Raw genomic sequence first — 12554 nt, 5'->3', positions numbered from 1 at the left:
CTATTCGGTAATCGTCACATTCCGCCCGTTCAGCGAAATTCGCCCCTGGGCGAACCAGGAAACGACTTCAGAGTATAACTTCTGCTCCACGGCATGAATGCGTTCTGCCAGCACTTCTGCCGTTTCGCCTTCCTTGATCTCTACGGCTTTTTGAGCAATAACAGGTCCGGTATCCATGCCGCCATCCACGAAATGAACCGTGACACCAGTCATCTTCACACCATAGTCCAGCGCTTGGCCAATCGCGTCTTTTCCTGGAAAAGCAGGCAGCAGCGATGGATGAATGTTGATGATCCGGCCGCTATAGAACTCGACAAAGGACGGACTCAATAACCGCATATATCCTGCAAGAACAATCAATTCGACACCGCGCTGCTGAAGCTCTACCGCAATTTCACGTTCGTAATCTTCCTTCGAGGCATAATCCTTCGGCTGAAAGGCGAATACATCCACATTCGCCGCTTGAGCCAGCTCCACCACGGGAGCCTGTGGCTTATCGCATACCAGGATGCTGATCACGCCGCCCAGGGCCCCCCTGTGCTGCGTATCTACCAAAGCCTGAAAGTTACTGCCCCTGCCGGAAGCGAAAACCGCAATCCGAAACGGCCTCATTACACCTCAGCTCCCGTAAAGGTTACGATGCGCTCGCCTTCGGTGACCCGGCCGATCACATAAGCCTCTTCGCCTGCGGAGCGGAGGTATTGAAGCACTCCGTCTGCATCCTGTTCTTTGACGACAAGCACCATGCCAATTCCCATATTAAATGTCGTAAACATATCCTTGTTCGATATGCTGCCTTTTTCCTGCATCAGCTTAAAGATCGGCAGAATCGGCCAAGAGCCGTATTCGATGTCGACATTGACGCCATCCGGCAGCATACGCGGAATATTCTCGATGAATCCGCCGCCCGTGATATGCGCCATGCCCTTTACTTCGATCTCTTTCAACAGTCCGAGCAGCGGCTTCACATAAATCTTGGTCGGTGCAAGCAGCACGTCGCCAAGACATCCGCCCAATTCCGGAAGCTCTTGCTGCAGGGAGTAGCCTGCGTCCTCCAGAAGCAGCTTGCGGACGAGCGAGAAGCCGTTGCTGTGCACGCCGCTGGACGCTAGACCAATCACCGCGTCGCCTGCCGCGATATTCGACCCGTTGATCATTTTGCTTTTGTCGACAATGCCTACGGTGAAGCCCGCGATGTCATACTCGCCTTCACTGTACATGCCCGGCATTTCCGCCGTTTCCCCGCCGATCAGGGAACATCCCGCTTGGTTGCATCCGTCGGCGATCCCTTTGACAATGGATTCGATTTTGGACGGAATGACCTTATCACACGCTAAATAGTCGAGAAAAAAGAGCGGTTCTGCGCCTTGCACCACAATATCGTTCACGCACATCGCTACCGCATCAATGCCGATGGTATCATGTTGGTCCATCGCGAATGCGAGCTTCAGCTTTGTGCCGACGCCATCCGTGCCTGAGACGAGTACCGGCTCTTCATATTGGTCTTTATTCAGCTTGAACAGTGCGCCAAAACCACCGAGGTCCGTCATGACTTCCGGCCTGAAAGTCGTTTTGACATGCTTTTTCATCCGCTCTACCGCTTCGTTGCCTGCAGCGATATTGACGCCTGCTTGTTTGTAAGTATCCGACACGCGCTCAACACTCCTTTTTCGTTATGACGAAAGTATCTGTTCACACATCATTTATGGGCTTAATCAATAACCAGCTTAAAGAGGTTGTTCAAACCAACCTTCTCGGTGCTGAAAACCGACCTTTTTGAACCTTCACTTAAAAGATAAAACCGAGAAAAAATGGCTGTCCACTGCAGAATCAGCAGCTGCAGCCCATCTTCTCTTCCCCGTTAAAATCAATCTGCGTCGGGTAATCATTGTCAAAGCAAGCCATGCACAAGCCGCCTTTATGGCTCTGCTCATCATAACCGCCTATGGCGGATATAAGTCCCTCCGGACTCAGGAACGATAGGGAATCGGCGTTGATCTCCCGGCAGATTTCCTCGACGCTTTTCTCGGAAGCGATCAGCTCCCTGCGGTCGGGCGTATCGATGCCGTAGAAGCAAGGGTTCTTGAACGGCGGCGACGTAATCCGCACATGCACTTCGGTCGCGCCCGCTTCGCGAAGCAGATTGACGATCCGGCGGGACGTAGTTCCCCGTACGATGGAGTCATCGATCATAACCACCCGTTTGCCTTCGACCACGCGCCGTACCGCGCTCAGCTTCATCTTCACGCCCTGCTCGCGCAGCTCCTGGCTCGGCTGAATAAACGTCCGGCCCGTATATTTATTCTTGATCAATCCCAGCTCGTAAGGAATGCCCGTTTGCTCGGCATAACCGATAGCAGCCGAGATGCTGGAATCCGGTACGCCTGTAACCACATCGGCATCCACGAACGATTCCAGGGCCATCTTGCTGCCCATCCGTTTGCGGGCCGAATGCAGATTGGAGCCGTTCAGATCGCTGTCAGGACGGGAGAAATAAATATACTCCATCGCGCACAACGCTTTGCGTCCCGCTTCCGTATACCGTTCTTCCCGAAGCCCGTTCCGATCAAGGATCAGCAGTTCCCCAGGAGCGACATCACGGATTGCTTCCGCCCCGATGACTTCAAGTGCACAGGTCTCGGAGGTGAAGATATATGCATCGCCCAGGCGACCCATCGTGAGCGGACGGAGTCCGTTCGGGTCCGAAGCGACGAGCAGCTTGTCATTGGTCATGAGCAGAAAAGCAAACCCGCCCACCAGACGCTGCAAGGCGTCTTTGGCAGCCTCAACAAAATCCTTCGGCGAACGCGCGATCAGATGCGCAATGACCTCCGTATCGCTGGTCGTCTGGAATATGGAGCCCTCCATCTCCAGCTCGCGCCGAAGCTTCGGCTCATTGACGATGTTGCCGTTCGTAGCAATCGCCAGATTGCCCTCACGATATTTAAAGACGAGCGGCTGCGCATTCGTCAGTCTGCTGTCCCCGCTGGTCGAGTAACGGACATGCCCGATCGACATGCTGCCCTGCAGCGATTCCAGCTTGTCTTTATCAAACACTTCTTTTACAAGTCCCATCCCGCGGTGATAATTGAAATTCTCGCCGTCGGCTACGCAGATTCCTGCGCTTTCTTCGCCGCGGTGCTGGAGGGCGTGAAGCCCGTAATAGGAAAGGGAGGCGGCATCGGGATGCCCAAACACCCCGAATACGCCGCACTCTTCTTTTAATGTATCGAAAATATCGCTCTGACCTGTTCCCTCATTGTAGTAATCCCCTGTCCACAGTCCTTCGGGTATCAGTTCATGAGACATGGAATGGCATCCTCCCAGACGGATTTCAAAGCCTCCACGGATTCTTCCAGCGCAGAAGCACCGTTAATGTTAATGCTAAGCTTGTTTCCGCCGACTACGCCAAGCGCGGTAAATGGAACGTCCGCTTCTTGCAGGAGCTTCTCCAGCGCATTCTTATGATCAGGAGACACCGACAGCACGATCCGGGATTGGCTCTCGCTAAAGAGCGCTACGTCGTTACGCAGATCGGTTGACCATTGCACGCTCGCCCCAACGCTGCCGCTGATGCAGCTCTCCGCCAGCGCGGCTGCAAGTCCCCCCTCCGACACGTCATGCGCGGATTGTACCAGACCGGATTGGATGGCCTTCAGTACGCCGCCCAGCAGTTTCTTCTCGGTATCCAGGTTCAGTTCCGGCGGTCTGCCTTCCGATACTCCATGCATGATCGCTTGGAACTCGCTGCCGCCCAGTTCCGCACGGGTATCGCCCAGAACGTAGATGGCATCGCCTTCCGCCTTGAAGCCTTGTGTCGTAATATGATCCGTATCATGGATCAGGCCGACCATGCCGACAACCGGCGTCGGATAAATCGCGCCTTTGGCATTCTCATTGTAGAGACTCACATTCCCGCCGATAACCGGCGTTTCAAGCACACGACAAGCTTCTGCCATGCCGTCCACGGCTTTTTCCATCTGCCAGAAAATTTCCGGCTTCTCCGGGCTTCCGAAGTTCAGGTTATCCGTAATCGCCAGCGGCTCGGCGCCGGAGCACACGATATTACGCGCTGCTTCGCTGACCGCGATTCTGCCGCCAAGCTCAGGGTCGAGGTAGACGTAACGTCCGTTACAGTCCGTTGTCATCGCTAGGGCTTTACGCGTTCCCTGCACCGTTACGACGGCAGCATCCGAACCCGGACGAACGGCCGTGCTGGTGCGAACCATATAATCATATTGGTTGTATACCCATGCTTTGCTTGCAAGGCTTGGCGAACCGAGCACCTTCTTGAGGGCACCGCCCAAATCCTTCACTTCTTCATAACGAAGCGTATCCACCGCAGCCTGTTCTTGATAATAAGCCGGTTCTTCGGATGGTTTGTTATAAATCGGACATTCGTCTACGAGCGCTTTAACCGGCATGTCGCCTACCACCTCACCGTGGTGGATCAGCTTCAGGCGGCCATCGTCCGTCACTTTGCCGACTTTGGCGCAAATAACGCCCCAGCGTTCGAAGATTTCTCGTGCCTGCTCCTCATGCTTCGGCTCAACCACGAACAGCATCCGTTCCTGGGACTCCGACAGCATCATTTCATAAGGCGTCATGCCCTCTTCGCGCTGAGGCACTTGGTCCAGGTACAGCTCAAGACCGTTGCCTGCTTTACTTGCCATTTCCGCACTGGAGCAAGTCAGTCCAGCCGCGCCCATATCCTGAATGCCCAGCACGATGCCGGAATCAATCAGCTCGAGGCAGGACTCCATCACAAGTTTCTCCATGAACGGATCGCCGACCTGAACGGCCGTACGGTTCGCTTCGGATTCCTCCGTCAGCTCAACGGAAGCGAAGGTTGCGCCGTGGATGCCATCGCGGCCAGTTGGAGGCCCGACATAGAAGACCGGATTGCCTACCCCTTTTGCAACGCCGCGCTGAATCTTATCATGGTCGATAACGCCGACGCACATCGCATTGACCAGCGGATTGCCTTCATAGCTTTCGTCGAATACAACCTCGCCGCCTACCGTCGGGATCCCGATGCAGTTGCCGTAACCGGCAATGCCGGATACCACGTGCTCAAACAAATATTTAACGCGATCGCTCTCGAGCTTGCCGAAACGAAGCGAGTTCAGAATCGCTACCGGTCTTGCCCCCATGGAGAAAATATCGCGGATAATACCGCCAACGCCCGTGGCTGCGCCTTGATAAGGCTCTACAGCGGACGGATGGTTATGACTTTCGATTTTGAATACAACCGCTTGGTTGTCGCCGATATCAACGATCCCTGCACCCTCGCCCGGTCCCATCAGGACGCGCGGGCCGCTTGTCGGGAAACGACGAAGCAGCGGCTTGGAATTTTTGTAGGCGCAATGCTCGGACCACATGACACTGAATACGCCGATTTCCGTGTAATTCGGCTTGCGTCCCATGAAGGAACAGATCAGCTCATACTCGCTGTCCGAAACTCCCATTTGCTTGTAAATCTGATGCTCTGCGATCTGTTCTGCTGTCGGTTCCTTAACGGACGTTTGCTGCGCCATGAGTATCCCTCCATGCCTGTAATATGGATGTAAACATTGCTTTACCGTCATCCGAGCCGAGCAGGCTGCTGACCGCGCGCTCCGGATGCGGCATCATGCCGATTACGTTGCCACGCTCGTTGCAGATACCTGCAATATCCTCGATCGAGCCGTTCGGATTGTTTTGATACGTAAATACGATTTGCCGGTTGTCCCGGAGCTTTTGAAGTGTTTCTTCATCACAGTAATAGTTGCCCTCGCCATGCGCGATCGGAATGACAATCTCTTGTCCCTCCGCGTAATCGCGGGTAAACGGCGTTGTATTATTGTTCACTTTAAGCACCGTGTCATGGCAGCGGAATTTCATCGAATCGTTGCGCCGCAGGGCTCCCGGAAGGAGTCCGGCTTCCGTCAAGATCTGAAATCCGTTGCAAATGCCCAGAATATACTTGCCCTCTTCCGCCGCTTTCGCCACTTCGTTCATGACCGGGGCGAACCGGGAAATCGCACCACACCGCAGATAATCTCCATAGGAGAATCCGCCGGGCACCAAAATACAATCGTATGGGGAAAGGTCCGTTGCCGTATGCCATACATAATCCACCGGCTGACCGATCGTCTCTTCTACCGCCTTATAGCAGTCAATGTCACAGTTGGAGCCAGGAAAGACCAGCACTGCAAATCTCATTGGTTTAGCCCTCCAATTCATAACGGTAGTTCTCTACCACCGTATTGGCCAGAAGCTTCTCGCACATTTCTTTCACTCGTTGCTCGGCTTCCTCACGGTTGTCCGTACCCAGCTCAAGCTCCATATATTTACCGATCCGCAGACTTTCCACTTCCTTGTACCCAATCGAATGAAGCGCCCCCTGCACCGCTACCCCTTGAGGGTCCAATACGCTCTGCTTAATCGTGACGTAGACCTTTGCTTTCAACATTGTATCCTGTTCCTCCTCGGTATATATGAATGAAATGGTTTATCAAAGCTTACAGGCTAACACCCGTGATTCGGCTGTAAATATCGCTGTAGCGGCGCGTTGTCTCCTCCACCACGGCTTGCGGCAGCGGATCCGGCTCACTGTTCTTATCCCAATCGGACGAAGCAAGATACGTGCGTACCGGCTCCTTATCCATACTGTCGATCTCAATGTCGAGCGCATAATTGCTCTCATCCCAGAAACGGGAGGAATCCGGCGTGAAGATCTCGTCGATCAGAACGATCTCTCCATCGATTAAACCGAACTCAAATTTGCAGTCGGCCAAAATAATGCCGTGCTTGCGGCAGTAATCGCGGGCAAACTTGTACAGCATCAGGCTTTTGTCCTGCAGCTGCAGCGCCAGCTCCTCGCCGACAAGCTCCTTCATGCGGGAAAGCGGAATGTCCTCGTCATGACCGACATCGTTCTTGGCCGCCGGCGTGAAGATCGGCTCCGGAAAAGCCTCGTTCTTGCGCAGGCCCTCCGGCAGCTGAATGCCGTTGACTTCACCAGACGATTGATACTGCCTCCAGCCTCCGCCGGTGATGTACCCGCGCACCACGCATTCGATATCGATGCGCTCGGCCCTCCGGCACACCATGATGCGTCCGTCCAGCAGGTCCTTGTCCTTGACGCCATCGCCCAGCAGGTTCACGTCGGTATGCACGACATGATTGCGGATAAGCTGCTCCGTTTGTTCGAACCAGAAGGCGCTCAGCTTGTTCAGCACGGTTCCTTTAGCCGGCACGGGCGGCTCCAGCACATAGTCAAAAGCGGAAATGCGGTCGGTTACTACAATGAGTACGTGCTCGCCCAGGTCGTACAGTTCACGAACCTTGCCCTTGTACAGCAGCGGTACGTTGACCAGATGAGTGGCGGTCGATAATGCCGGTAATGTCATGTGTTCCTCCCCTTAGACTAGAGATTGTCTGCCTGTCATCACTACGAATGCGGATTATTTTTCCGATCTCTGTTGCCCCCAGATTTCTATTACATAAGATTTAATGGTTGAAATCCGAGGGCAGCATATGCTTTCGATGCTAGCTTTCCGATGGAAAGCTTTCAGGAGACCGCTATCGCTTCTCCAAAACAATTCCGCCTTCTCCGTTGTAGAAATTGAATTTCTCTAGATCTTTTATGAATGCGGATTAATTTGGTATCTTAATTACTCCAACCCCAGCTTGGCAAAAATCGTATCCACATGCTTCAGGTGCCAGCTTGGATTGAAGGCATCTTCGATCTCTTCGGCGCTGAGCACCTCGGTGATCTCAGGCGTGGATTCCACGATCTCGCGGAATTGACGCTGCTCTTCCCACGCCTGCATAGCGCGTGGCTGAACGGTGTCGTACGCTTGCTCGCGGCTGAAGCCCTTGTCGATCAGCTTCGTCAGGATCCGGCCGGAGAAAGGAACGCCATATGTGCGGGCCATGTTGCGCTTCATGTTCTCCGGGAAGACCGTCAGGTTCTTCACGATGTTGCCGAAGCGGTTCAGCATGTAGTTCAGCAGCATCGTAGCGTCCGGCAGGATGATACGTTCTACCGAGGAGTGGGAAATATCCCGCTCATGCCAGAGCGACACGTTCTCGTAAGCGGAAACCATGTGGCCGCGAATGACGCGGGCAAGGCCCGAGATGTTCTCCGAACCGATCGGATTCCGTTTATGCGGCATCGCGGAGGAACCTTTTTGTCCTTTGGCGAATGCCTCTTCTACTTCGCGAACCTCACTCTTCTGGAGCGCGCGTACTTCGGTAGCGAATTTCTCGAGCGAAGTAGCGATAAGAGCAAGCGTCGCCATGTATTCCGCGTGACGGTCACGCTGCAGCGTCTGGGTCGAGATCGGCGCCGCCTTCGTGCCGAGCTTGCGGCAAACGAATTCTTCGACCGAAGGATCGATATTGGCATACGTGCCGACAGCACCCGAAATTTTGCCGTACTGCACGCCGTCTGCCGCATGGCGGAAACGCTCCAGGTTGCGGATCATTTCCTCATGCCACAGCGCCATTTTCAAGCCGAAGGTCGTCGGCTCTGCATGCACGCCATGCGTTCTGCCCATCATCGGGGTATGCTTGTAAGCCAGTGCTTTCTCTTTCAAAATACCGATAAAGCGCAGGATGTCCTGCTCCAGAATATCGTTGGCTTGCTTGAGCAGATATCCCATCGCGGTATCCACCACATCCGTCGAAGTCAAGCCGTAGTGGACCCATTTGCGCTCCTCGCCAAGGCTTTCCGACACCGCACGGGTAAAAGCGATGACATCATGGCGGGTTTCCTGCTCGATTTCATAAATCCGATCTATATTGAAGGTCGCATTCTGGCGAAGCTTAACGGTGTCCTCCTTCGGAATGACGCCAAGGTCGGCCCATGCCTCGCATGCGCACAATTCCACTTCCAGCCATGCTCTGAACTTGTTCTCCTCGGTCCAAATCGCCCGCATTTCCGGTCTGCTGTAACGTTCAATCATCGTTTAATCCTGCCTCCAAATATTAGTTTTCTCTACCCATTCGAGCGCGTCATCGACGTCCCCGCACAAGAGGTTGATATGTCCCATCTTGCGGTTAGCCTTCGCCTCGCTTTTGCCGTAAAGATGAAGCTTGGGCACAACGCCGAGAGACTCTGCAAGCGCGTCGTGCTCTCCAAAACGCCGTACCGCTTCCTCCAGATGCTGCCCCAGGAGGTTCACCATGACGACCGGGCTCAGCAGCGTCGTATCCCCGAGCGGCAGATCGCAAATCGCTCTCACATGCTGCTCGAATTGAGAGGTTGAGCATGCCTCCATCGTGTAGTGCCCCGAGTTATGCGGACGAGGCGCAAGCTCATTCACGAACAGCTCCCCCTCCTCGGTCACAAACATCTCGACGGCCAGCAGGCCAACAGCTCCCAAACCTTCAGCCACGCGTTCCGCGAGCTGGCATGCTTTGCGCTTTACTTCGCTCGGCACGCGCGCAGGCACAATCGACAAGTGCAAAATATTGTTGACGTGCACGTTCTCTGCCGGCGGGAAGCTCTTCACGATGCCGCTGGGCGTACGCGCCGCAATGACGGAGATCTCGCATGCGAACTTGACGAACTTCTCCAATACCAGCTCAGTCCCGCTGGCAGCCAGCTCCTTGTAAGCCGATTCGAGTTCATCTTCGCTGCGGAGAACCGCTTGCCCTTTACCATCATAACCTCCCGTGGCGGTCTTTAGCACGCATGGAAGTCCAAGTTCGGAGGCGGCGGACAACAAATCTTCCAAGCTTGTTATTTCACGATACGGTGCAACCGGCACGCCGGCCGCTTCGATCGCGGCCTTCTCGCGCAAGCGGTGCTGCGTAGTGTACAGCAGCTTGCTTCCCTGAGGAACATAAGACTGCTCCTCCAGAAGCCGGGCCACGCCCGCATCGACATTTTCGAATTCGTAGGTAATGACATCGGCCTTCGCCGCGAGCTGCCGGGCAGCCTCGACGTCGTCGTAACGGGCCGTAACCTGCTCGGCCATCTGGCCGAGCGGAGAGTTCGGCGTCGGATCAAGGGTGACAAACGAATATCCCATCCGGATTCCGTCCAGCGCGATCATTCGTCCGAGCTGCCCGCCGCCGAGTACGCCAATGACGGAACCCGGCAAAAGCTTTCTGCCGGATGCCCGCATCTGCTGTGCTCCGTTCTCCATCATAGGTTATCGCTGCTTTCCAGCACTTCGTCCCGGATCCGGTCCCGGCGCGCTTGTACTCTTTCGCGAATCCCTGCATCCGAGGTGCCCAGAATTTGGGCTGCGAGCAACCCGGCGTTCGTGGCTCCGGCTTTGCCGATCGCTACGGTTGCCACCGGAATGCCCCCTGGCATCTGTACGATCGACAGCAATGAATCCAGACCCTTCAACGCTTTCGATTTAACCGGAACGCCGATGACCGGCAGCACCGTTTTCGAAGCGACCATCCCGGGCAGGTGGGCAGCTCCGCCGGCTCCGGCGATAATGACGCGAAGCCCCCGGCCCTCCGCTTCCTCGGCATAACGGAACATCAGGTCCGGCGTCCGGTGAGCGGATACGACTTTTTTCTCATAAGGAATTTCAAGCTCGTCTAGCACCTGGCATGCATGGGACATCGTATCCCAATCTGATTGGCTTCCCATAATGACTCCTACTTGTGCTGTCATGAGTTACCCCCGCTTTCTGCGAAATTCGACATTCATATGACTGCTGAAAAAAAAGTCCGATCCCGTAAACACAAAGTTCTGTGCAGGTCTCGGACATACAAGGATTACGAACGCTGCCGCCTGCGTCAAGCAGAAGAGTCTTGCGCATCCGCCGCCTAAGAAGCAAACATGAAGCCAAGCCCCGTCGTTGCCGCACCGTTTGTATTCCCTCGTAGTCCGAAAATTTACGGTTTTCGGGTAGAGACTTCCGGGCCATATCCCCGGCTTTATACGAGACATATTCAATTTCATCAATCATGCTTCATAAGTTATTTTGAACCTCAACATCCTCAGTTTATCAATTTCTGACACCTAATGTCAACCTAAACACGAACAATCGGATTTACAGAAAAAATAATGTTCGTATCTAGGGAGTAAGCAATGCTGCAGCAAAAACTTCTTGGAGATTGCGGGCTTTATTGAAGGCACGGGCAACGGCCGTACATAAAAATGGTATGGGCAGTGATGGCAGCGCTGCGCTGACGCATCGTGATTCCGATCGCTGTTAAACACGGGAAACTGGATTGAACTATAATGGAGGTTTCCCGTGTTTAAAGGCGAACGCTGGCGCTTCTCCATCCACGATTCGTCCGCTCCGCTGGAGCGAGAACCTTTTTTGCTGCTGCATTGAGGGTAAGGGAAAAGTGTTATCGCAGAATAAAATAAGACCGTATTCTGCTCTTTCATTCATTACTTGCAAGGAAGATGGGGGCGAGTGTCGAAATCTTATCATCCGACGTGACTATGAAATACGACAAAATATCTAATCAGACATTTATATTTGGATGTCACTAAGCAGAATCTATTTCTAAGGAGGAACCAATGGCTATCTATTTCGTAAGGCATGGTCAGGACGAAGAAGGATATCGCGGAGGATGGAGCCAGCGCGGGCTCATCGATGAAGGGATCAGGCAAGCGGAGAAGCTGGGGCAGTACTTGAATGAACACAAGCATGAATTTAATATCCGGCGGATCATTTGCAGCGATCTGCAAAGGGCTTGTCAGACAGCCGCAATCATTGCTGATAAACTTAGCCTGCCGCTGATCGGCTCCGAGGAATGGCGGGAGACCAACAACGGTCTGCTCGCTGGAATGCCCCACGCATTAGCGGAAGAGAAATTCCCCGGGCTGTATTTTTCCAGCTTACGGATGGACGAGAAATACCCTGGAGGTGAGAGCCCGCTAGAAAATTTCCAGCGGATCAAGGATACCTTCACCAAACTATGCCAGGATCAGGAATCGGCGGATCATCATGAGAACGTACTGGTTGTCACACACGGGGGAGTGATCAACATCATTTATCATCTAATTAAAGATACGGCTTGGACCAATAAGAATCCATTCTTCCCGGCGGCGAACACCGGGCTGCACCGAATCGAGTATCGCGACGGGCGTTGGGAGCTTACCATCGAGAATGCCACCCCTCACTTATAATCGAGCATCGTACATTCACGTCATGCCTGTTCTACCGCTCCCCATGCTTGATGGCATCTACATATTGTTTGGCTTCAACCAGAGACAATCCCAATTCTTCCCTTACGGTTTTAATCGCTTTAATATCCTGCCCTTCCTGCAGCAGCCGTTTGACTTCCGCAGGCACCGGCGGCTCGGGTATTCCTAAATGGCTTGCGATTTGGTTCAACGCGGCCTGCTGCCGTTTCATTCGCTTCTCTATGGCCGTCATTCGGCTTGAAGCCATAAGTCCGACCAGAACGACCAAGATGATAAGAAGTATAATTTCCATAGGACCTCCTTTGACCAAATAATCACGAACACCCAACATGAACTGCGCTATAAGAAAAAAATCGATCGACGTATCTCATAAGAAGATAGACCGCATTTGACGAATTTTTCTTGCGAGATCAGGAGGGTGAGTCGACTGAAGTGT

12 protein-coding genes and 1 riboswitch are annotated in these 12554 nt (G+C 53.8%); of the genes, 1 reads left to right on the top strand and 11 read right to left on the bottom strand.

From position 1 onward, the window contains the following. From purN to purE, 10 genes are all read right to left on the bottom strand, one after another. Complete coding sequence (purN, locus tag AC0VZ8_RS04805) at positions 1-612, bottom strand: phosphoribosylglycinamide formyltransferase (RefSeq protein WP_071221557.1); 612 nt, start codon at positions 610-612, stop codon at positions 1-3. Further along, positions 612-1652, bottom strand: a complete 1041-nt coding sequence (purM, locus tag AC0VZ8_RS04800) for a phosphoribosylformylglycinamidine cyclo-ligase (protein WP_475486179.1) — start codon at positions 1650-1652, stop codon at positions 612-614. The genes purN and purM overlap by 1 nt, the downstream gene beginning before the upstream one ends. A 178-nt stretch (positions 1653-1830) precedes the next feature. Beyond that, positions 1831-3309 carry an amidophosphoribosyltransferase gene (gene purF / locus AC0VZ8_RS04795; RefSeq protein WP_071221559.1) on the bottom strand — a complete coding sequence of 493 codons (1479 nt, stop codon included), beginning with the start codon at positions 3307-3309 and terminating at the stop codon, positions 1831-1833. Further along, the gene (purL, locus tag AC0VZ8_RS04790) at positions 3294-5537 is read right to left on the bottom strand and encodes a phosphoribosylformylglycinamidine synthase subunit PurL (protein WP_475486178.1); all 2244 of its coding nucleotides are present in this window, start codon (positions 5535-5537) and stop codon (positions 3294-3296) included. Before purL ends, purF begins: the two co-directional genes overlap by 16 nt. Continuing rightward, a complete protein-coding gene (gene purQ, locus AC0VZ8_RS04785) occupies positions 5515-6204 on the bottom strand; it encodes a phosphoribosylformylglycinamidine synthase subunit PurQ (protein ID WP_475486177.1) in 690 nt (229 codons plus the stop codon). Before purQ ends, purL begins: the two co-directional genes overlap by 23 nt. 4 nt (positions 6205-6208) lie before the next feature. After that, positions 6209-6454, bottom strand: coding sequence for a phosphoribosylformylglycinamidine synthase subunit PurS (gene purS, locus AC0VZ8_RS04780; RefSeq protein ID WP_006208285.1), 246 nt, complete (start codon positions 6452-6454; stop codon positions 6209-6211). 49 nt (positions 6455-6503) lie between these two features. After that, positions 6504-7394: a phosphoribosylaminoimidazolesuccinocarboxamide synthase gene (locus tag AC0VZ8_RS04775; RefSeq protein ID WP_475486176.1), complete on the bottom strand. Its 891-nt coding sequence runs from the start codon at positions 7392-7394 to the stop codon at positions 6504-6506. Positions 7395-7658: 264 nt separating this feature from the next. Further along, positions 7659-8954 carry an adenylosuccinate lyase gene (gene purB / locus AC0VZ8_RS04770; RefSeq protein ID WP_009592336.1) on the bottom strand — a complete coding sequence of 432 codons (1296 nt, stop codon included), beginning with the start codon at positions 8952-8954 and terminating at the stop codon, positions 7659-7661. Between the two features lie 3 nt (positions 8955-8957). After that, on the bottom strand, positions 8958-10145 hold the full coding sequence (purK, locus tag AC0VZ8_RS04765; protein ID WP_009592318.1) for a 5-(carboxyamino)imidazole ribonucleotide synthase: 1188 nt from the start codon (positions 10143-10145) through the stop codon (positions 8958-8960). Beyond that, positions 10142-10627 carry a 5-(carboxyamino)imidazole ribonucleotide mutase gene (purE, locus tag AC0VZ8_RS04760; protein WP_009592351.1) on the bottom strand — a complete coding sequence of 162 codons (486 nt, stop codon included), beginning with the start codon at positions 10625-10627 and terminating at the stop codon, positions 10142-10144. The genes purK and purE overlap by 4 nt, the downstream gene beginning before the upstream one ends. 192 nt (positions 10628-10819) lie before the next feature. Then, positions 10820-10921: riboswitch (purine riboswitch) on the bottom strand. Positions 10922-11488: 567 nt separating this feature from the next. Between purE and AC0VZ8_RS04755 the strand changes: the two genes are divergently transcribed. Further along, a complete protein-coding gene (locus tag AC0VZ8_RS04755; RefSeq protein ID WP_475486175.1) occupies positions 11489-12100 on the top strand; it encodes a histidine phosphatase family protein in 612 nt (203 codons plus the stop codon). 31 nt (positions 12101-12131) lie between these two features. On the opposite strand, the gene AC0VZ8_RS04750 is transcribed toward AC0VZ8_RS04755, so the two are convergent. Continuing rightward, a complete protein-coding gene (locus AC0VZ8_RS04750) occupies positions 12132-12410 on the bottom strand; it encodes a hypothetical protein (protein WP_096774963.1) in 279 nt (92 codons plus the stop codon). Positions 12411-12554: the final 144 nt, after the last annotated feature.

The sequence above is a fragment of the Paenibacillus sp. QJM3NY_38 genome (genome assembly GCF_056173265.1).
The sequence above is the reverse complement of the archived record's forward strand: the minus strand, read 5'-3'. Positions and strand labels throughout refer to the sequence as shown.

Coding starts and splice junctions, on each gene's coding strand:
- purN (WP_071221557.1), bottom strand. CDS start 612: ATGAGGCCGTTTCGGATTGCGGTTTTCGCTTCCGGCAGGGGCAGTAAC.
- purK (WP_009592318.1), bottom strand. CDS start 10,145: ATGATGGAGAACGGAGCACAGCAGATGCGGGCATCCGGCAGAAAGCTT.
- purQ (WP_475486177.1), bottom strand. CDS start 6,204: ATGAGATTTGCAGTGCTGGTCTTTCCTGGCTCCAACTGTGACATTGAC.
- AC0VZ8_RS04775 (WP_475486176.1), bottom strand. CDS start 7,394: ATGACATTACCGGCATTATCGACCGCCACTCATCTGGTCAACGTACCG.
- purF (WP_071221559.1), bottom strand. CDS start 3,309: ATGTCTCATGAACTGATACCCGAAGGACTGTGGACAGGGGATTACTAC.
- AC0VZ8_RS04755 (WP_475486175.1), top strand. CDS start 11,489: ATGGCTATCTATTTCGTAAGGCATGGTCAGGACGAAGAAGGATATCGC.
- purB (WP_009592336.1), bottom strand. CDS start 8,954: ATGATTGAACGTTACAGCAGACCGGAAATGCGGGCGATTTGGACCGAG.
- AC0VZ8_RS04750 (WP_096774963.1), bottom strand. CDS start 12,410: ATGGAAATTATACTTCTTATCATCTTGGTCGTTCTGGTCGGACTTATG.
- purL (WP_475486178.1), bottom strand. CDS start 5,537: ATGGCGCAGCAAACGTCCGTTAAGGAACCGACAGCAGAACAGATCGCA.
- purE (WP_009592351.1), bottom strand. CDS start 10,627: ATGACAGCACAAGTAGGAGTCATTATGGGAAGCCAATCAGATTGGGAT.
- purS (WP_006208285.1), bottom strand. CDS start 6,454: ATGTTGAAAGCAAAGGTCTACGTCACGATTAAGCAGAGCGTATTGGAC.